This is a genomic window from Kitasatospora sp. P5_F3 (genome assembly GCF_054049135.1).
Genome location: NZ_JBFUMY010000021.1, coordinates 1 through 19,439, shown reverse-complemented (window position 1 = coordinate 19,439; position 19,439 = coordinate 1). Strand labels below are relative to the sequence as shown.

General features: G+C 73.3%; 16 protein-coding genes. 11 read left to right on the top strand and 5 right to left on the bottom strand.

Annotation, left to right across the window (positions count from 1 at the left end; genetic code table 11):
* Positions 1–62 precede the first annotated feature (62 nt).
* From ACXJMZ_RS15490 to ACXJMZ_RS15455, 8 genes are all read left to right on the top strand, one after another.
* Positions 63–785 carry an SDR family oxidoreductase gene (locus ACXJMZ_RS15490; protein WP_457030609.1) on the top strand — a complete coding sequence of 241 codons (723 nt, stop codon included), beginning with the start codon at positions 63–65 and terminating at the stop codon, positions 783–785.
* A 61-nt stretch (positions 786–846) separates the two neighbouring features.
* Positions 847–1,770, top strand: a complete 924-nt coding sequence (gene ligD / locus ACXJMZ_RS15485; RefSeq protein ID WP_457030640.1) for a non-homologous end-joining DNA ligase — start codon at positions 847–849, stop codon at positions 1,768–1,770.
* Positions 1,771–1,825: 55 nt separating this feature from the next.
* A complete protein-coding gene (locus ACXJMZ_RS15480) occupies positions 1,826–2,047 on the top strand; it encodes a hypothetical protein (protein WP_457030608.1) in 222 nt (73 codons plus the stop codon).
* A gap of 92 nt (positions 2,048–2,139) precedes the next feature.
* Positions 2,140–3,597 (top strand): catalase, encoded by a 1,458-nt coding sequence (locus ACXJMZ_RS15475; protein WP_457030607.1) that lies wholly within the window; start codon positions 2,140–2,142, stop codon positions 3,595–3,597.
* Positions 3,598–3,750: 153 nt separating this feature from the next.
* Positions 3,751–4,779 carry a phosphotransferase family protein gene (locus tag ACXJMZ_RS15470; RefSeq protein ID WP_457030606.1) on the top strand — a complete coding sequence of 343 codons (1,029 nt, stop codon included), beginning with the start codon at positions 3,751–3,753 and terminating at the stop codon, positions 4,777–4,779.
* A gap of 2 nt (positions 4,780–4,781) precedes the next feature.
* On the top strand, positions 4,782–5,999 hold the full coding sequence (locus ACXJMZ_RS15465; RefSeq protein ID WP_457030605.1) for an acyl-CoA dehydrogenase family protein: 1,218 nt from the start codon (positions 4,782–4,784) through the stop codon (positions 5,997–5,999).
* 1 nt (position 6,000) lies between these two features.
* A complete protein-coding gene (locus ACXJMZ_RS15460) occupies positions 6,001–7,170 on the top strand; it encodes an acyl-CoA dehydrogenase family protein (RefSeq protein WP_457030604.1) in 1,170 nt (389 codons plus the stop codon).
* A complete protein-coding gene (locus ACXJMZ_RS15455) occupies positions 7,167–8,243 on the top strand; it encodes an acyl-CoA dehydrogenase family protein (RefSeq protein ID WP_457030603.1) in 1,077 nt (358 codons plus the stop codon). The genes ACXJMZ_RS15460 and ACXJMZ_RS15455 overlap by 4 nt, the downstream gene beginning before the upstream one ends.
* A gap of 7 nt (positions 8,244–8,250) precedes the next feature.
* On the opposite strand, the gene ACXJMZ_RS15450 is transcribed toward ACXJMZ_RS15455, so the two are convergent.
* From ACXJMZ_RS15450 to ACXJMZ_RS15435, 4 genes are all read right to left on the bottom strand, one after another.
* Complete coding sequence (locus ACXJMZ_RS15450; protein WP_457030602.1) at positions 8,251–9,252, bottom strand: AraC-like ligand-binding domain-containing protein; 1,002 nt, start codon at positions 9,250–9,252, stop codon at positions 8,251–8,253.
* 148 nt (positions 9,253–9,400) lie between these two features.
* The gene (locus ACXJMZ_RS15445) at positions 9,401–12,133 is read right to left on the bottom strand and encodes a BREX system ATP-binding domain-containing protein (protein WP_457030601.1); all 2,733 of its coding nucleotides are present in this window, start codon (positions 12,131–12,133) and stop codon (positions 9,401–9,403) included.
* Positions 12,134–12,341: 208 nt separating this feature from the next.
* Positions 12,342–12,926, bottom strand: a complete 585-nt coding sequence (locus tag ACXJMZ_RS15440; protein WP_457030600.1) for a Dps family protein — start codon at positions 12,924–12,926, stop codon at positions 12,342–12,344.
* A 43-nt stretch (positions 12,927–12,969) separates the two neighbouring features.
* Positions 12,970–13,881 (bottom strand): helix-turn-helix domain-containing protein, encoded by a 912-nt coding sequence (locus ACXJMZ_RS15435; protein ID WP_457030599.1) that lies wholly within the window; start codon positions 13,879–13,881, stop codon positions 12,970–12,972.
* A 193-nt stretch (positions 13,882–14,074) separates the two neighbouring features.
* On the opposite strand from ACXJMZ_RS15435, the gene ACXJMZ_RS15430 reads away from it, so the two are divergent.
* From ACXJMZ_RS15430 to ACXJMZ_RS15420, 3 genes are all read left to right on the top strand, one after another.
* The gene (locus tag ACXJMZ_RS15430) at positions 14,075–16,858 is read left to right on the top strand and encodes an ATP-binding protein (protein WP_457030598.1); all 2,784 of its coding nucleotides are present in this window, start codon (positions 14,075–14,077) and stop codon (positions 16,856–16,858) included.
* Positions 16,859–16,995: 137 nt separating this feature from the next.
* Entirely contained in the window at positions 16,996–17,964 is a 969-nt protein-coding gene (locus ACXJMZ_RS15425; protein ID WP_457030597.1) for an alpha/beta hydrolase, read from the top strand.
* A gap of 35 nt (positions 17,965–17,999) precedes the next feature.
* The gene (locus ACXJMZ_RS15420) at positions 18,000–18,719 is read left to right on the top strand and encodes an alpha/beta fold hydrolase (RefSeq protein ID WP_457030596.1); all 720 of its coding nucleotides are present in this window, start codon (positions 18,000–18,002) and stop codon (positions 18,717–18,719) included.
* A 174-nt stretch (positions 18,720–18,893) separates the two neighbouring features.
* On the opposite strand, the gene ACXJMZ_RS15415 is transcribed toward ACXJMZ_RS15420, so the two are convergent.
* Positions 18,894–19,439 (bottom strand): pirin family protein (locus ACXJMZ_RS15415; protein ID WP_457030595.1); only part of this gene is annotated, 546 nt, incomplete at its 5' end.

Below are 19,439 nucleotides of genomic sequence, written 5' to 3'. Positions count from 1 at the left end.
ACATATGGCAGGCCGTGGACCAGGCTCGGAGGCACCAACCGGAACGGACAAGGACATCACTCATGAGCAAGGACTCCCTCGACGGACGCCGCCTGGTCGTGGTCGGCGCGGGCTCGAACATCGGGCGCGCGATCGCCAGGACCGCCTCGGCCGCCGGAGCCGACCTGGTGCTGGCCGGGCCGGACGCCGGCCGGCTCCGGGCCACCGCCGACGAGCTGGCCGGCCCCGCCCTGATCCAGCCGGTCGACCTGGCCGACGAGGGTTCGATCGCCGCGCTCGCCGAGCGGGTCGGCCCGTTCGACCACCTGGTGTCCACCGCCGCGATGCCCGCCAACGGCCCGGTCGCCACCCTCGAACTGGCCGATGTGCAGCGGGCGTTCGCGGCCAAGGTGATCGGCCCGCTGCTGCTCGCCAAGCACCTGGCGGGCCAGGTCGACGAAGGCGGCTCGTTCGTCTTCTTCTCCGGCGTGGCCGCCTGGCGCCCCGTGCCGGAGCGCGTCGTGATGGCCACCACCAACGGCGCGCTGGCCTTCCTGGTCGAGGCCCTGGCCGTGGAACTGGCACCCGTCCGGGTGAACGCGGTCTCCCCCGGCATCGTCGACTCCGGAGCCTGGGACGGCCTGGCCGCACGCAAGGACCAGTTCCTGCGCGGCGTCGCCGAGCGCAACCCCGCCCGCCGGGTGGGCAGCCCGGACGACCTGGTCCAGGCCGTGCTGTACGCGATCGGCAATCCGTACGTGACCGGCACCGTGCTGCACGTGGACGGTGGTCACCGCCTGGTCTGACCTGCCGTCGGCCGTGGTCCTGACGCACTCTTGAGGGGTGACACTCCAACGGTTCAGCCCCATGCTGGCCACCCCGAGCGAACGCCGGACCTTCGGTCCCGGCTGGCTGCTGGAGCGCAAGCTCGACGGCATCCGGGCGATCGCCTACCGCGACGGCGACGACATCCGGCTGCTCTCCCGGAACGGGAAGTCGCTGGAGGCGGGCTACCCCGAGCTGGTCGAGGCGCTCGCCGCCCAGCCCGTCCGCCGGTTCGTGCTGGACGGCGAGATCGTCGCGCTGGACCACGGCCGGACCAGCTTCGAGCTGCTCCAGCGCCGGATGCAGCTGCACGACCCGGTCCGGGCCAGGGCCAGCGGGGTGACCGTCACGTACTACCTGTTCGACCTGCTCCAGCTGGAGAACTACGACACCACCGGGCTGCCGCTGCGCGAGCGCAAGGAGGTGCTCCGCCGGGCGGTGCACTACGGCGGGCCGCTGCGGTACACCATGCACCGGGAGGTCGAGGGCCCGGTGCCGCTCGCCGACGCCTGCGCCCGGGGCTGGGAAGGGCTGATCGCCAAGCGCGCGGAGGGGCCGTACCTGCAGCGCCGCTCCCCCGACTGGCTCAAGCTCAAGTGCTCGGCCGCCCAGGAGCTGGTGGTCGGCGGCTTCACCGACCCGGCGGGCACCCGGGCCGGCTTCGGCGCCCTGCTGCTCGGCCACTACGAGGGCCCGCTGCTGCGCTACGCGGGCAAGGTCGGCACCGGCTTCGACACCGCCACCCTGCTGCGGCTGCGGACCCGAATGGACGAGCTCGCCCGCCCGGCCTCCCCGTTCGCCGACCCGGTCCCCGAACGGCACTCGCACTGGGTCGCCCCCGAGCTGGTCGCCGAGCTCGCCTTCACCGGCTGGACCAGGGACGGACGGCTGCGCCACCCGCGCTTCCTGGGCCTGCGCGAGGACAAGTCGGCCCGCGAGGTGATCCGCGAGCACAGCGCCGGCTGAACCACCGCCGACCTGCTGCCGAGACCCCGGGGGCCGACCGCGCGACACTTGAGGCATGAACGACATCTTCCACCCCCCGGTCGTGGTCCGGGCCCCCACCAGCGGCGCCCGGCCGTACCGGCGGGTGGAGATCTACGGCAACCCGGTCGGCAAGGCCACCAGCGAGCAGGACGTGGCCGAGTTCATCCGCCGGGCGGGCGTGGCCGACCCCGACCTGGACGACCCCGACCTGGTGGCCTGGGTCGGCGGCGACCGGACGGCCTGGGCCGCCGAGTAGCGAGTCGGCGCCGTCGGTGTTCGAGTAGGAATCGGCCGCGGGGCCGACCGCCGGCCGACTGGTACGCGAGTACCTCAAGGAGGCCCTTCCCCATGCCCGAAGCAAGCGTCCCGTACACCACCAACAACGCCGGCGTCCCGGTCGAGAGCGACTCGGATTCGCTGACCGCAGGTCCGGTCGGCCCGATCCTGCTGCACGACCATTACCTGATCGAGAAGATGGCCCAGTTCAACCGCGAACGGGTGCCGGAGCGGGTGGTGCACGCCAAGGGGGCGGGGGCGTACGGATTCTTCCAAGTCACCCAGGACGTCAGCCGGTTCACCAAGGCCGACCTCTTCCAGCCGGGCAAGAAGACCGACATGCTGGCCCGGTTCTCCACCGTCGCGGGCGAGATGGGTTCACCCGACACCTGGCGCGACCCGCGCGGGTTCGCGCTGAAGTTCTACACCGAGCAGGGCAACTACGACCTGGTCGGCAACAACACCCCGGTCTTCTTCGTCCGGGACACGATCAAGTTCCAGGACTTCATCCGCTCGCAGAAGCGCCGCCCGGACAACGGGCTGCGCGACAACGACATGCAGTGGGACTTCTGGACGCTCTCCCCGGAGTCCGCGCACATGGTCACCTGGCTGATGGGCGACCGTGGCATCCCGAAGAGCTACCGCCACATGAACGGCTACGGCTCGCACACCTACAGCTGGGTCAACGCGAGCGGCGAACGCTACTGGGTCAAGTACCACTTCAAGACCGACCAGGGCATCGACTTCCTCACCCAGGCCGAGGCCGACCGGCTGGCCGGTGTCGACCCGGACTGCCACCGGCGCGACCTCTACGAGTCGATCGAGAACGGCAAGCCGCCGTCCTGGACGCTGTACGTCCAGGTCATGCCCTTCGACGAGGCGTGGGACTACCGGTTCAACCCCTTCGACCTGACCAAGGTGTGGCCGCACGCCGACTACCCGCTGCACGAGGTCGGCCGGATGACCCTCAACCGGAACCCGGACGACTACTTCATCCACATCGAGCAGGCCGCCTTCGAGCCCGCCAACCTGGTGCCCGGCATCGGGGTCTCCCCCGACAAGATGCTGCTCGGCCGGATCTTCTCCTACCCGGACACCCACCGGTACCGGATCGGCCCCAACTACGCGCAGCTGCCGCCGAACCGGCCGCACGTGCCGGTGCACTCGTACGCCAAGGACGGGCCGATGCGCTTCGACGCAGCGCGCACCGCGCGGCCGTACGCGCCGAACTCCTACGGCGGGCCGGCCGCACAGCCGGAGCTGTGGGGCGAGCCGCTCGGCTGGGACGTCCAGGGGAAGATGGTCCGCGAGGCGTACCCGCTGCACCGCGAGGACGACGACTGGGGGCAGGCCGGGACGATGGTCCGGACGGTGCTGGACGACGCGGCGCGCGAGCGGCTGGTGTCGAACGTCAGCGGCCATCTGCTGGCCGGGGTCTCCGCGCCCGTGCTGGAGCGGGCGCTGCAGTACTGGCGCAACATCGACAAGGACCTCGGCGACCGGATCGCCGCCAAGGTCAACGGGCAGTAGTCGCAACCGTCGGCCGCTCCGGGTCCGCCCGGGGCGGCCGTCGTGCTGCGCGGGGAGCGTTGACAGGGGCGGGGAGCGTTGACAGCGGCGGGGCGGCGGGCAATGCTAAGCAAGCGCTTAGTCACCAGTCCGGCTCTCCCGTGAGGACCTCCCTTGAGCGATGACCACGCCGACCCGCCCGGCCTCGACCTCGACCGGCTGCGGGCCCACCTGGACACCGCACTGCCCGGTCTGGTGCACGGGCCGCTGCGGGCCGAACTCTTCGAGGGCGGGCGGTCCAACCTCACCTACCGGGTGACCGACGGCACCGGCAGCTGGGTGCTCCGGCGGCCGCCGCTCGGGCACGTCCTGGCCACCGCGCACGACATGGCCCGCGAATACCGGGTGCTGGCCGCGCTCGGCCCGACCGCCGTACCGGTGCCCGAGGTGCTGCTGCTGGTCGAGGACCCGGAGGTGCTCGGCGCGCCCTGGTACCTGATGGAGCACGTGGCGGGCACCCCGCACCGGGACCCGGCGGTGCTGGCCGCGCTCGGCGAGCAGCGGGTGTACGGGCTCGGCCTGCGCCTGGTGGAGACCCTGGTGGCGCTGCACGCGGTGGACCCGGCGGCCGTCGGGCTGGCGGACTTCGGCCGCCCCGAAGGCTTCCTGGAGCGTCAGCTCCGGCGCTGGGAACGGCAGTTGGAGGCATCCCGGAGCCGCGAGGTGCCCGGCATCGCCGAGTTGCGGCAGGCACTCACCGAGACCCTGCCGGTCTCCCCCGCCCCAAGTCTGGTGCACGGCGACTACCGCCTGGACAACGTGCTGATCGGCCCGGACGACGAGATCACCGCCGTGCTGGACTGGGAGATGTCCACCCTCGGCGACCCGCTCACCGACCTCGGGCTGCTGGTGATGTACACCGAACTGGCCCGCCAGTACGACGGGATACTGCCCGGCGCCGCCCTCGCCCCGGGCTTCCCCTGCACCGCCGAGCTGGTCGGCCGGTACGCCGCGAGCTCGGGCCGGGACGTCTCGGCGCTCGGCTGGTACGTCGGCTTCGCCTCGTTCAAGCTCGCCGTGGTGCTGGAGGGCATCCACTACCGGTACAGCCAGGGCCGCACGGTCGGCCAGGGCTTCGACCGGGTGGGTGAACTCGTGCCGCTCTTCGTACAGTTCGGCCTCACCTCGCTGAAGGAGCGCTGACCGTGGACTTCTCCTACGACGCCCGGACCGAGGAGCTGCGCGAGCAGCTGCTGGCCTTCCTGGACGAGGCTGTCTACCCGGCCGAGCCCGTGCTGGCGGCCCAACTCGCCGACCCCGCCCGGCCCGAGTGGTCGATCCCGCCGGTGGTGCGCGAGCTCCAGGCGCAGGCGCGTTCGCGCGGGCTGTGGAATCTCTTCCTCCCTGGCGAACTCGGTGCCGGCCTGACCAACCTCCAGTACGCGCCGCTGGCCGAACTCACCGGCCGATCCGTGCTGTTGGCCCCGGCCGCGCTCAACTGCGCGGCGCCGGACACCGGGAACATGGAGCTGCTGGCCCAGTTCGGCGACGAGGCCCAGCGCAAGCAGTGGCTGGAGCCGCTGCTGAACGCCGAGATCCGCTCCGCCTTCGCGATGACCGAGCCGGAGGTGGCCTCCTCGGACGCCACCAACATCACCACCCGGATCGAGCGGGACGGCGACGACTACCTGGTCACCGGCCGCAAGTGGTACATCACCGGGGCGATGAACCCGGACTGCAAGGTCCTGATCGTGATGGGCAAGACCGACCCGACCGCCGAACCCCGCCGGCAGCAGAGCATGATCCTGGTGCCGCGCGACACCCCCGGGGTGACCGTCCGGCGTGGGATGACCGTGTTCGGGTACGGCGACGCGGACCACGGCGGGCACGCCGAGATCCTGTTCGAGAACGTCCGGGTGCCGGCCACCAACCTGATCGGCCCGGAGGGCGCCGGCTTCGCGATCGCCCAGGCCCGGCTGGGCCCGGGGCGGATCCACCACTGCATGCGCGCGATCGGCATCGCCGAGCGGGCCTTGGAGCTGATGTGCCGTCGGGTCACCGAACGGGTCGCGTTCGGACGGCCGTTGGCCGAGCAGGGGGTGGTCCAGGAGTGGATCGCCGAGTCCCGGGTACGGATCGAGCAGGCCAGGCTGCTGGTGCTGAAGACCGCCTGGCTGATGGACACCGTCGGCAACCGGGGCGCGCACACCGAGATCCAGGCCATCAAGATCGCGGTGCCCGCGATGACCGAGTGGGTGCTCGACAAGGCCGTCCAGGCGCACGGCGCGGCCGGGGTCAGCCAGGACACCCCGCTGGCCCAACTCTGGGCGGGCAACCGGACCTTGCGGCTGGCGGACGGCCCGGACGAGGTGCACCGGCGGTCGCTGGCCCGCCGCGAGCTCAAGCGCTACCGGGAGGAATGAGATGGACGTGAAGGAACTGACCCGCGCACTGCTCGCCGAGCACGACCCGGCCACGACCGACCGCCTCGACTTCCTGCGGGCCCGGTTCGACGCCGGTCTGGCCTGGGTGCACTTCCCACCCGGCCTCGGCGGGCTCGGCGCCCCGCGATCCGAACAGGCCGTGGTGAATGCCGAGTTGGCGGCCGCCGGGGCACCCGACAACGACCCGCGCCGGATCGGCATCGGCCTCGGCATGGCCGCCCCGACCATCCTGCGGTACGGCACCGAGCAGCAGAAGCAGCGCTTCCTCCGCCCGCTCTGGACCGGCGAGGAGGTCTGGTGCCAGCTGTTCAGCGAGCCCGGCGCGGGCTCCGACCTGGCCGCGCTCGGCACCCGGGCGGTCCGGGACGGCGACGGCTGGGTGGTGGACGGCCAGAAGGTGTGGACGTCGATCGCGCACGCCGCCCGCTGGGCCATCCTGCTCGCCCGTACCGACCCGGACGTGCCGAAGCACCGGGGCATCAGCTACTTCGTCTGCGACATGACCGACCCGGGCGTGGAGGTCAGGCCGCTGCGCCAGCTCACCGGCGAGGCCGAGTTCAACGAGGTGTTCCTGACCGGCGTCCGGATCCCCGACGCGCACCGGATCGGCGCGGTCGGCGAGGGCTGGCAGGTCGCCCAGACCACGCTGAACAACGAGCGGGTGGCGATCGGCGGCCAGGCGACCCCGCGCGAGGGCGGCCTGATCGGCGTCGTCGCCGAGACCTGGCGGGCCCGGCCCGAACTCCGAAGCCATGAGCTGCACCAACGGCTGCTCAAGGGCTGGCTGGACGCCGAGGTGATCCGGCTGACCGGCGAGCGGCTGCGCCAGCAGCTGACCTCCGGCCAGCCGGGGCCCGAGGGCGCGGCGATGAAGCTCGCCTTTGCCCGTCTTGCCCAGGAACTCAGCGGCCTGGAGGTCGAGTTGCTCGGCGAACAGGGCCTCGGCTACGACGACTGGACGATGACCCGCCCCGAGGTGGTCGACTTCACCGGCCGCGAGGCCGGGTACCGCTACCTGCGCGCCAAGGGCAACTCGATCGAGGGCGGCAGCTCGGAGATCCTGCGCAACGTGATCGCCGAACGGGTGCTCGGTCTGCCCGCCGAACCCCGTACCGACAAGGACCTGCCGTGGAAGGATCTGCCCCGATGAGTGATCTGCTCTACTCGGAGATCGAGGAGGAACTCCGCTCCAGCATCCGGGACCTGCTCACCGACCACTGCCCGCCCTCGGCGATCCTGGCCCGCTGCGAGGGCCCCGAACCGTACGACCAGCCGCTCTGGCGCAGCCTGGCGGTCGGGCTCGGCGTGGCCGGGCTCCAGGTGCCGGAGTCGCTGGGCGGTGCCGGCGCCTCGCTGCGCGAAGTGGCGGTGGTGCTGGAGGAGTTGGGGCGCTCGGTGGCACCGGTGCCGTACTTCGGCAGCTCGGTGCTCGGCCTCACCGCGCTGCTCGCCTGCGAGGACCGCGAGCTGCTGCCCGCAGTCGCCTCCGGCTCCCTGACCGCCACGCTGGCGGTACCGTTCTCCACTGCTCCGGGCGCACCACTTCCCGCCGTCTCGACCGGCCCCGGCGGCACCCTCACCGGCCGGATCACCTCGGTGGCGGACGCCCTGCCGGCCGACGTCCTGCTGGTCCCGGCCGACGGCGGCCTGTACGCGGTCGAGACCGCCACGGTCACCCGGCGCACCTCGCTCGACCTCACCCGGCAGCTCGCCGACGTGACCCTCGACGGCACCCCTGCCCGGCAGTTGGCGTCCGACGACGGGCCGGTCCGGCAGGCGCTGCTGACCGGCGCCGGGCTGCTCGCCTCCGAACAGCTCGGCCTCGCCGAGTGGTGTCTGAGCACCACCGTCGGCTATCTGAAGGAGCGTCGGCAGTTCGGCCGCCAGGTCGGATCCTTCCAGGCCCTCAAGCACCGCCTGGCCGACCTCTGGCTGGAGACCGTCGGGGGCAGGGCGGTGGCCCGCTACGCGGCCGACTCGCTTGCCACCGGCAGCCCCGACACGGCGATCGCGGTGGCCGTCGCCCAGGCGCACTGCGGCGCACTCGCCGTCCGGGCCGCCGAGGAGTGCGTCCAACTGCACGGCGGCATCGGCATGACCTGGGAACACCCGGCCCACCTCTACCTCAAGCGCGCCAAGGCCGACCAACTCGCCCTCGGCACCCCAGGGCACCACCGCAACACCCTGGCCGCGCTGGCGGACCTGGCGGTCCCGTCGACCTGAGTGGTGATCAGTCCCTCATGACGTCAGAGCGGTCGGCACCGCCGACCGCTTCGGCGGTTCGCAGCGCGCGCCACTCGCGCGGCGACACCCCGTACGCGGCGCGGAAGACCCGGCTGAAATGTGCCGGGTTGACGAACCCCCAGCGCTGCGCGACCGCCGACACCGTTGGCGCGGTCCGGCTCCGCCTGGCCAACTCCCCTGCGCAGGCGGCCAGTCGGCACTGCTGGATGAGCCGGCTCACCGTGACTCCTTCTCCTTCGAAGAGCCGGTGCAGGTACCGCACCGACAGGTGGTGCGCGCGGGCGATGGTCTCGGGTGACAGCTCCGGATCGCCCAGGTGGCGGTCGATGTGGTCACGGACCCGCTGGACCAGATGGCCGTTCGAGGCGCTGGGGTCGGCGGCCGTCGGTCCGGCGAGTTGGGCGACGAGCGTGACGATCAGGTCGGCGACACTGCCGGCCAGCCGGTCCCCGACCGAGGCGGGGTAGGAGGACGCGGAGGCGGCGAGGGTGCCGAGAAAGGGCAGCAGGACGGACCCGACCCCCTCGGTCGGGTGGACGGCCGCCCCCGCCACCTGCCGGAGGTCGGACTCCGGCACGCCGAGCAGCCTGCGCGGCAACTGGAACACGTGGGAGCGGAAGTGCTCCGGGAAGTCGAAGGAGTACGGCCGCGCGGTGTCGTACAGCACCAGGCCACCCTCGGCCACGTCCGTCCGGCGCCCGTCCTGCACCAGCACGGCCCGACCGGTCGCCTGCACGCCCAACGCCACCTGCGGCTCCGGCTGCGGCGACCGGGCGATCAGGCCGGCCGTGCGGGACACCCGCGTCGCGTCCGCCTCCATCGTGGACACCCGTAGGTAGCCGAGCAGGTGCGACTGCAGACGTCCCTCGAACGGCTGCCCGGCCCGTGGCAGCACCTCCACCGGCACCAGCGTCCGCGACACCGCCTTCTCCCAGAACGCCGCCTTCTCCTCCTCCGCGACCGTAGCGGTCGTCAACGACAAGCTCACCTGACTGCCCCTCTCGGCCGAATCCCTGCACTTCAGCCTGGTCCGTCCGGCGGGGGGCGCGCTAAGTCATCTGACTGCCACTCTGCCGAGCTGGGGGCAGCCGTGCGCGGTCGGACCAGACCTGGTGCGCGGGCAGCAAAGGGACCGGTCAGCGCGCTTCGAGGGCATGGGCGAGCGCGGCTCGCGAGGTGATGCCGAGCTTCGGAAAGATCTTGTAGAGGTGCGCCCCGACGGTACGGGGCGACAGCCGGAGCGCGTTGCCGATCTCCTTGTTGCTCAGACCGGTCGCGGCGAGCCGGGCGACGCGCAGTTCCTGGCCGGTCAGCCCCGTGACGGCGACCGCGACCGTCCGGCCCGGCGCCGGTGCCGGTGCCGGTGCCATCGGATCGCCCGCGGCCCGGAGCTCCTCCTCGCACCGTTGCGCCCAAGGGCCGGCCTGGAGCCTGTGGAAGGCCTGTCGGGCCGCGTGCAGGACGTCCCGTGCCTCGGCGCGGTGCCGGCGGCGGAGCCAGGAGCCGTGGGCCAGCCGCAGGCGGGCGAGTTCGAAGACCCACTGCTCGGCGCCCGGCACGGCGTACGCCTCGCGGTAGGCGGCGTCGGCCTCGTCGTCCGCCGCCACCAGGGCGGCGGCCGCGGCCAGCACGAAGACGTGGTGGCCGCAGAGTTCGGCGGATCGCTCGGCCTGCACCGCGGAGACGTACCCACGCGCCTCGTGGCGTCGGCCCGTGTGCACGGCGGCATCCACGAGGTCGAAGGTCAACGCGTGGGACCAGGACAGCCGCCCGGACGGGGTGACCTCGGAGAAGTCCGCGTACGCCTGCTCGTGGCGTCCGTGGGCCAGTGCGGCCAGGCCCCGAAGATGGGTGAGCCGGTCCAGGACGAACCGCATCCGGGCGCGCGTGGCGGCCGGCCTGACGAGCCGTTCGATCTCCCGGAGCCCTTCCTCGTCGCCCCGGCCGGCCAGGAAGTGGGCGTAGTAGTGACGGAACATCAGCGCGTTGCAGTGGTAGCCGAGGTCCTCCGCCGCCTCGGCCTCGCGCAGGCAGTCGACTGCCAGGTCCCAGCGGCCGCGCAGGAAGTCCTGGTAGCACTTGGCCTTCGCCACCGAACCCTGGGTGGCATAGCCGTGCAGTCCGCTGAAGCGCTGCCACAGGTCATCGCCGCCGGTGTCGACGGCGGAGGCCGTCCAGAGCAGGAGCCAGGCCGCTCCCGCCCCCTGCTCCTCGGTCATCCCTTCGGCCAGCGCCCGCAGTTCCCCGGCGACGGTCCCGGACGGATCGGTCCAGGCGCGATGGCAGAGCCTGCCCGGATCCGAGACGTTCTCCCGGTGCCGGCTCAGGGCCTCCCAGGCCCGGGGATCGTCCGTGTAGGTGGCGGCGAGCAGCAGCTTGAAGTAGACCTGTTCGGCCAGCCCTCCGAGCGGGTCGGCGCCAGGTGCCGTCAGGGCGTCGAGGGCCGCGGGCAGCAGGGCGGAGGAGGATTCGAAGTCGATCCGGTGGCTCTGGTCGACGTACACCACCGCGTACGCGAACAGCGGGGCGATGTCCGGGGGCACCGGGGCTCGCTTCAACTCCTCCACCAGCGTGGCAGTGTGGCGCAGTTGTCCGCCCCGGGCCGCCATCACGGCGGCCCAGGTGAGCCGGCGAGCCCGCTCGGCGGGGTCGGTGCTGAGCGCGGCGGCCCGGTCGAGCAGGAGCGCCCCCTCCGCGTCGCCGCCCCGGCGGGCGAGCCGACTGCCGGCCTCGTGCAGGCGGGCCGCGAGGGCGTCGTCCGGGAGCAGCGCGGCCGAGGCCTCGTGCACCAGGCGTCGGGGATCGTCCGGCGCGAGGAGTCCGGCGAGGGTGCGGTGGGCCTCGCGCCGCGCGGACTCCGAGGCCGTCGAGATCACGGCCGTACGGACCAGCGGGTGCCGGAAGACCAGCCGTCCGGCCCGGTCGAGCCGGGCCAGACCGCCGGCCTCGATCTGCTCCAGGGCCTCCTCCGCGTCACCGCCCGCCACCTCGGCCGGCCACCCGCCGCTGCCACCGTCCTTGCCCGGGGCGAGCGCCGCCAGCAGGAGGACGCGACCGGCCGTCGGGGTCAGCGCGGCCAGCCGCTCGGCGTACATCCGCTCCAACCGCCGCCCCAGGGGCAGGCGTTCGGGCAGCGGCACTACGCCACGCTGCTGCTCGTCGCGCAGCTGCCGTGGCAGCTCCACGAGCGCCAGCGGATTGCCGACCGCCTCCCCGAGGAGCCGGTCGGCGGCCGTGGCGGCGAGCTTCGGGTAGCGCCGCAGCAGCAGTGCGGCCGCGTCCGGGCCGGACAGCGCCCCCACCTCGACGGGCTCCGTGGGCCAGCCCTCCGCCGCCGCGCCCTCCGGGCGGCTCGCGCCGATCATCACCAGCGGCAGTTCCGCACAGCGTCGCCGAAGGAAGGCGAACACGGTCGCGCTCGACGAGTCGATCCAGTGCAGGTCGTCCAGGAGGAGCAGCAGCGGGCCGAGCCGCGCCGCCTCGTCGAGCAGCGTGAGCGTGGCCGCCCCGACGGCGAAGCCGCTCGGCGGTGTGCCCGCACGGCTGCCGAGAGCGCTCTCCAGTGCGTCACGCTGATGGGTTGTCAGGGCACGCGAACGCTGGAGCAGCGGCCAGACGGCCTGGTGCAGGGCCCCGAAGGCGAACTCGGTCTCCGCCTCGGCGCCGACCACCCGCAGGACGGTGAAGCCGCGCTCGCGCGCCCGGTGCCCGGCCCACTCCAGCAGCGCGCTCTTGCCGATACCGGCCTCCCCGCGCAGCAGGACGGTCGAGCCGCCCGCGCCGCTCGCGGCCCGCTCCAGGGCTGCCTCGATCAGGTCCGTCTCCCGCTGACGCCCGACCAGAACCGGGCCCTGCGTGTCACGTCCCATGCTCGTCCCTCGGGTCACCCGTCTCCCGGGGGCGGTCCGCACTCGCTCTCCGGGCGCTGTCGCGCGGCGCTCGTCGGAGCTCGTTCGTCCAGCAGTCGCCCGTACCGGGCGTCCTCGAAGGCTATCGCGCGTCAGCAGCCTCCGGCACCAGGCGCATTGCCGGGGCGGTGTCAGGTGCCGTACCGCTCCGGCGGGCGGCGCCGGTCGTTCAGAGCCGCACCAGCGGGGTGTCCACCAGGTGCTCGGCCAGGAACCACACCTGCGCCTCGCCCGTCCGGACGACCTGGGAGACCAGCAGGTCGTCCGTACCGTCGTCGCCGAGCTCCGCCGCCCGACGTGCGGCGTCGCGGGCGTCGACGAGGATCGTCTCGTGCGCCGACAGGAGCCGCGACAGCATCGCCGGCACCTCCTCGACACCGTCCGGCGGACGCGGGATCGACGTGATCTCCGCGACGTGCCGGGGGTCGCCGACGGCGACTCCGCCGAGGGCCTGGATCCGCTCGGCGAGCACGTCCACCAGCGCCAGTTGCTCGTCCGCGTGCTTGTCCAGCAGCAGGTGCAGCTGGTAGAAGGTCGCCCCCCGCACCAGCCAGTGGTGCTTCTTGTAGAGCGTGTAGAGGATCCGGGTGTCCGCGAGTGCCCGGTTGAGCCGCTGGCAGGAGTAGAGGCGCGCATCGCGGGAGAGGCCGAGGGGTACCTGGGTGACGGTGCCGAACTCCTGGATCTCCTTGCCCTTCTGATGCAGCAACGGCTGGCTGCCGCCGCTGGTGCCGGGGTGGTCGGACTCGGTCATCGGAACTCCTTGGGGTTTTCGTGCTCGGTCGGCTCGACCCACGCTAGGGACGCACGACAGACGGGTTTGTTCCCGGGCGCACCGGCGGTTGCCCCTCAGCGCCCGCTGCCCGGGCCCGCCACTCCCGGGGCGTGACGCCGTGAACGGCGCGGAAGACGCGGCTGAAATGGGCCGGGCTGACGAAGCCCCAGCGCCGGGCGACGGACGACACGGTCGGTGCGGTGGAGGCCCGCCGGGACAGGTCGTGCGCGCACATCTCCAGGCGGCGGCGCTGGATCCAGCGGGCCACGGTGGTCTCCTCGTCCTGGAAGAGCTTGTGGAGGTAGCGCACCGAGACGTGGTGAGCGGCGGCGATCCGCTCGGGCGAGAGCGACGGTTCGCCGAGGTGGCACATCATGTAGTCCTTGACCCGCGCGAGCACGGGCGGTGCCGTCCGCGGCGCTGCCGCGTCCAGGGCGCCGCTGTGCTCCTGGATCAGCAGGGTCAACAGGTCGATGGCCGTGTCGGCGAGCCGACCCGCCGTCCGGGGGTCGAGGCTCCCGGCTTCCCGGGCCAGCTCCCGCAGGTACGTGGCGACGAGTCCGACGGATCCGGACCCCGGCGCGAACACCGTGGTGGTGGATGCCCTGAGGGCCTCGTCGTGGACGGGCAGGGCGCTTCGCGGCAGGTGGAACGCCGTGAAGTCGAAGGCGGTCGGGAACTCCATGGTGAGCGGGCGGCCGGCCTCGGACAGGACGAACTCGCCCGGGTTGAGCGTGCTCTCCCGCCCGTCCCGGGCGACGGTCGCGCTGCCCTGGTGCTGCATCGCGAGCGCCACCCAGCCCTCACCGCCGATGGCGACCGTCCGCCGGCTCGGACCTGCGGTCCGTGCACCGGCCGACACCCGCGAGATCCGCACGGCGCCCAGGTGGTCACTGCTGCCGAACGCGACCGCCTGATCGATCTGGGTCGGCACAGGGGCTCCCTTCGCCGGTGGCGGGTCTGTTCTCGAACGTGCCACCGCGCCCTGGAGCGGGCGGAGGCACTGCTGGTCACCGGTCGGCCTGGCTTCACCCCTGCTGACCTGGCACTATCTTCACCGAGGTCCGGGTGGCAAGGCTTCTGTCAGATGACCGGTCCCGACGGGTGAACGACGAACAGGGGTGGGCATGGGCAGCGTCCCTGAGGCGGCGTCAGCTTCGGAGATCCTCGGCCGGGAGCGTGAACTGGCCCGGATCACGGGCGTGCTCGACGCCGCCGACGGCCGGCACGGCGTCGGCGCGCAGGTACTCGTGCTGACCGCCGAACCGGGCGGGGGCAAGAGCACGCTCGTCGACCGGGCGGCCGCCACGGCGGCGGACCGGGGGTTCCAGGTGCTGCGGACCCGCGGCGGCGAGGGCGAGGAAGCGTTCGGGTTCGCCGGGCTGCACCAGCTCCTGCGTCCGCTGCTGGGGGCGACCGACCGGCTGCCCGCGCCGCAGCGGGACGTGCTGCTGGCGGCCTTCGGCCAGGCGTCGCCGGACGGCGGTCCGCAGCTCGACCCGCTGCTGCTCCGCTACGCCGCGCTGAGCCTGCTGTCGGACGCCGCCACCGACCGGCGGTTGCTGCTGCTCGTCGATGACGCCCAGTGGCTCGACCTCGGCACCGTGGACGTCCTCGCCTTCGTCGCCCGTCGGCTGGACGGCGAGGCGATCGCCGTCCTGGTGGCCGCCCGCGAGGAGGGCCTGCCCGTCCAGTTCGACCGGGAGTTCGCCACCGCGGCCCTCACCCCACTGGACCGCGCGGACGCGGGACTGCTGCTCGACCGCCTGCCACAGCCGCCGCGCGGCCGGGCCCGCCTGCGGATCCTGGAACAGGCGGGCGGCAATCCGCTGGCGTTGATCGAGCTGGCCAGGGCAGTCGCCCGGGAGCCCGCCGGGCAGGCGGCGGACGCTGCGGAGTCGCTGCCTCTGACCACCCGTCTGGAACGCGTCTTCGCGGCCGACCTGGCGGGTCTGCCGCAGCAGACCCGCCAGGTGCTGCTGCTGGCCGCCGCGGCTGGCACCACGCAGTTCGCCGAAGTCCTGCGGGCTACACCCGAGGCCGGCGACCCGCAGGTCTGGCTGCCCGCCGAACGCGCCGGGCTGGTGCGGCTGGAGCCCGGCCAGGTCCGGCTGCGCCACCCGCTGGTGCGTTCCGCCGTCTACCAGGCAGCGGCCTTCGAGGAACGACGCGCTACCCACCTGGCGCTCGCCGCCACTCTGCCGGACGACCCGGACCGCCGCGCCTGGCACCTCGCCGCGGCCTCGCTCGGACCGGACGAGGAGACGGCCCGAGCCTTGGCCGAGAGCGCGGACCGGGCTCGCGGGCGCGGCGGGTACGCGGCCGCGGCGGCCATCCTCGAACGCGCGGCCGCGCTCACCCCCGACGGGAACCTACGGGCGAGGCGGCTGCTGGAAGCCGCCACCATGGCGATGTACGGCGGCTGCCCGCAGTGGGTGGGCGAGCTCGCCGTCAAGGTCTGCGCCGTCGCGGACGACCCCGAGGTGCTCGCCGAGGCGTCCATGCGGGCCGGGTGGGCCCTCGCCGTGACCACCCGGCACGAGGAGTCGCTGCGGTTCCTGGTGCCCGTCGCTCGGTCCATGGCCGGCCAGGCCCCGGAGCTGGCCCTGGGCGCCCTGAGCACGGCGGCCACCCCGGCCTACAACTTCGGGTCCGCCTTCCACCGCGCGGAGCTGCGCCGAATCGCGGAGCTGATACCGCCTCAGGAGGACGAGACGGGACGGCTCTGGCTGCGGGCCGGCACCGAACCCTTCACCGATCGCCCGTGGGCGCTGTCCGCCCTCCGCCGGGAACTGGCCGAGGAAGCCGAGGAGTCGCTGTCGTACCTGACCGCGGTCGGCGCCGCCGCCTGGATCCTCGACGAGACCGCGACGGCCGTACGGATCCTCGGCCGGACGATGGACCACCTGCGCCGCACTCCCACCGCCGGCGGCAACGCGGTCGTCGCGCAGGCGCTGGCGCTGGCGCTGTTCGAGAGCGGCGCGTGGTCCGCGGCCAGGTCCACCGCACAGGAGGCCTACCGGCTGGCCGTCGAGGTGGGATCGGACAACGTCGCGGTGGGGTCGCCGATCCTCCAGGGCACCCTGCTCGCGCTGCACGGCGACGTGGCCGGCGCGCGCGGACTGATCGGGTCCGCCGTGGCCCGCGTGGACCTGTCCGGCTCGCCCAGTCTGCACGTGCGCGCCTGCCACGCGCTCGGCCTGGCCGCTTCCGTCGAGGGGGACCACGGCGCGGCGTACCAGCATCTGCGCGGCGTCTTCTCCCGTGACCTCCGGCCCGCCCCCGTGCACTACCACGCGTCCTTCTACTACCTCGGCGACCTCGCCGCGGCTGCCGTCCGCGCCGGTCGGACGGACGACGCCCGCGCCGTCCTGGAGAGCGCTGTCGGCACCCTCGGCGAGCACCGGTCCGCGCGCCTGGCCGCGGTGGTGCACCGGGCGACCGCGCTGCTCGGCGAACCGGACGACGCGGAGGGCCACTTCCGGGCCGCGCTCGCCGACCCGGCCGGGGAACAGTGGTCCTTCGAACGGGCGCTGGTCCGACTGGAGTTCGGCGAGTGGCTGCGCCGGCAGCGACGGGCCATCGAGGCACGCACCGAGCTGGGCACCGCGCTCGGCATCTTCGAGCGGCTCGACGCCCGTCCCTGGGCCGAGCGGGCCACCTCGGAACTGCGGGCCTCCGGTGTGCCGACCACCCGCACCGAGAGCGCGGGCCGCACGGCCGACCTGACGCCGCAGCAGCTGGAGATCGCCCGCGCGGCCGCCGCCGGTCTGACCAACCGTGAGATCGGCGCCAAGCTGCTGCTCTCACCGCGCACCGTCGGCTTCCACCTGCACAAGACGTTTCCCAAACTGGGCATCACCACGCGGGCCCAACTGAACGACGCGCTGGGTGATGCCCGGTCAACCTGACGGTACGGGCCGCCTCGGAGGACTGCGCAGACAGGCCAGCGGCGGGACACTCTCGGACAGAGCGACCTCGGCGGACGCCTCTACGGTGACGACATCGCCCGCGCGGCGATCACTCGAACCCCTCTGAGGAGACGCACATGACGCACGAGTACCCGGTCCAGCCCGTACTGGAGGCTGCGGCCGCCGAGTTCGCGCAGGCGACGGCCGAGTCGCCGTACCTGTTCGAGCTGACGCCGGCCGAGGGCCGCAAGGCGGTCGACGAGGTCCAGTCGGGCGAGATCGAACTGCCGGCGGTGGACGAGGAGTGGATCACCGTGCAGGGCGGTCCGACGGGCAGCGTCCGGGTCCGGATCGTGAAGCCGGCCGGGTCCACCGGCATCCTCCCGGTGATCCTCTACATCCACGGCGCGGGCTGGGTCTTCGGCAACGCGCACACCCACGACCGCCTGGTGCGCGAGCTGGCGGTCGGAGCGGGCGCCGCCGTGGTGTTCCCCGAGTACTCGCTCTCGCCCGAGGCCCGCTACCCGGTGGCGATCGAGCAGAACTACGCCGTCGCCCGGTGGATCGTCCAGGAGGGCGCCGGCAAGGCGCTGGACGGTACCCGACTGGCGGTCGCGGGTGACTCGGTCGGCGGAAACATGAGCGCCGCGCTGACCCTGATGGCGAAGGAGCGCGGCGATGTGACGCTGCGTCAGCAGGTGCTGTTCTACCCGGTGATGGACGCGGCCTTCGACACCGGCTCCTACCACCAGTTCGCCACCGGCTACTTCCTGCGCCGGGACGGCATGCAGTGGTTCTGGGACCAGTACACGACCGACCGGGACCAGCGCGCCGAGATCACCGCCTCCCCCCTGCGCGCGACCACCGAGCAGCTGGCCGGGCTGCCCGCCGCGCTGGTGATCACGGGTGAGGCCGACGTGCTGCGGGACGAGGGCGAGGCGTACGCGGCGAAGCTGCGCGCGGCCGGCGTGCCCGTCACCGCCGTGCGCTTCCAGGGCGTCATCCACGACTTCGTGATGCTCAACGCCCTGCGCGGGACGTACGCGGCGGAGGCGGCGATCGCCCTCGCGGTCCGGACGCTGCACGACGCGCTGCACGCCGCCTGACAGCCGTCCGCCCTTACCACTTCAAGGAGTTCAGCATGTCCACCTCCCCGACCGTCGTGCTGGTGCACGGTGCGTTCGCCGACGCCTCCAGCTACGCCCGGGTCATCCCCGAACTGCTCGCCGCCGGCCTCGACGTGGTGGCCCCCGCCGTCCCCAACCGGAGCCTGCTCGGCGACAGCGCCTACCTCGCCTCGGTGGTCCGACAGATCCCCGGCCCCGTGGTCCTGGTCGGCCACTCGTACGGCGGCGCGGTGATCACCGTCGCGGGCGCCGAGGAGAACGTCAAGGCCCTGGTCTACCTGGCCGGTTACGCCCTGGAGGAGGGCGAGAGCCTCGGCCGGCTGCAGGGCCGGTTCCCGGACTCGGATCTCGCCGCCGCGCTCGTCTACACGCCGTTCCCGCTCGACGGCCCGGCCGGGGCCGGGACCGACGTCTCGGTCGATCCCGACCGGTTCCCCGCCGTCTTCGCCGCCGACGTCGACCCGGACCTCGCGCGGGTCCTCGCCGTCTCCCAACGCCCGCTCGCCGCCCAGGCGTTCGCGGAGGACGCACCGGTGGCCGCCTGGCGGACCAAGCCCTCCTGGGGCCTGGTGGCGGCTGCGGACCACACCATCAACCCCGACGTCCAGCGCTACGGCTACCAGCGGGCGGGGATGACCACGGTCGAGGTCGGCTCCTCGCACCTGGTGATGCTGGCCCACCCGAAGGAGGTCGCCGAGTTGATCGGCGAAGCCGTGCGCGCCGCGACCGCCTGACCGCCCGTCACCCACCGCGCCCTGCCGCCGCCGGTCCGAGCGGCGGCAGGGTCCGTGCGCCACACGCCGTCGCCGATCCCGCCGCTGTCGCCCGGCTGGTCCTCCGGGCCGCCCGCTGACCGAGGGCGGGGCGGGTGGCACGCCCCCCGCCACCCGCCCTCACCCGACCTGCTCTCAGTGAACTCGGCCGCGCGCCTTGAGCGGGGTGGCCGGCAGCAGCGGCGCGGGCACCGGTGCGCCGTCGTACCCGCGCACGGTGCCGAAGCGGTCGCCGGAGGTCCAGTCGGCCCGGGCCCTGGCGATCTCCTCGCCGGTCCGGCCGACGAAGTTCCACCACATGACGAGCTTCTCCTCGAAGGGCTCGCCACCGAGCAGCAGCAGCGAGCCGTCGGCCAGGGCGTGCAGCGGCAACTCGCTTCGCCCGCTGCCGAGATAGAGCATCGAGCCGGGCTCCAGCCGGACTCCGTCCACCTCGGTCAGACCGGACATGGTGAGCACGGCGTACTCGAAGCCGGGCTCCAGCGGAAGCCGGTGCCGCGCACCCTCACGGAGCGTCAGATCGGCGCCCACCAGCGGGGTGTACGTGGTGCCAGGGGAGGTGGCGCCGTCCAGGGTGCCGAGGATGACGGTGGCGTGCAGGCCGGCCGCGTCCACGGTGGGCAGGGCGGCGTGGTGCTCGAAGGCGGGAGCGGTGTGCCGGTGGCTGTCGGGGAGGGCGGC

Bases quoted from the DNA above. Each gene is read 5' to 3' on its own strand.
- ACXJMZ_RS15490 (WP_457030609.1), top strand. From the start codon at position 63: ATGAGCAAGGACTCCCTCGACGGACGCCGCCTGGTCGTGGTCGGCGCG.
- ligD (WP_457030640.1), top strand. From the start codon at position 847: ATGCTGGCCACCCCGAGCGAACGCCGGACCTTCGGTCCCGGCTGGCTG.
- ACXJMZ_RS15480 (WP_457030608.1), top strand. From the start codon at position 1,826: ATGAACGACATCTTCCACCCCCCGGTCGTGGTCCGGGCCCCCACCAGC.
- ACXJMZ_RS15475 (WP_457030607.1), top strand. From the start codon at position 2,140: ATGCCCGAAGCAAGCGTCCCGTACACCACCAACAACGCCGGCGTCCCG.
- ACXJMZ_RS15460 (WP_457030604.1), top strand. From the start codon at position 6,001: ATGGACGTGAAGGAACTGACCCGCGCACTGCTCGCCGAGCACGACCCG.
- ACXJMZ_RS15455 (WP_457030603.1), top strand. From the start codon at position 7,167: ATGAGTGATCTGCTCTACTCGGAGATCGAGGAGGAACTCCGCTCCAGC.
- ACXJMZ_RS15445 (WP_457030601.1), bottom strand. From the start codon at position 12,133: ATGGGACGTGACACGCAGGGCCCGGTTCTGGTCGGGCGTCAGCGGGAG.
- ACXJMZ_RS15440 (WP_457030600.1), bottom strand. From the start codon at position 12,926: ATGACCGAGTCCGACCACCCCGGCACCAGCGGCGGCAGCCAGCCGTTG.
- ACXJMZ_RS15430 (WP_457030598.1), top strand. From the start codon at position 14,075: ATGGGCAGCGTCCCTGAGGCGGCGTCAGCTTCGGAGATCCTCGGCCGG.
- ACXJMZ_RS15425 (WP_457030597.1), top strand. From the start codon at position 16,996: ATGACGCACGAGTACCCGGTCCAGCCCGTACTGGAGGCTGCGGCCGCC.
- ACXJMZ_RS15420 (WP_457030596.1), top strand. From the start codon at position 18,000: ATGTCCACCTCCCCGACCGTCGTGCTGGTGCACGGTGCGTTCGCCGAC.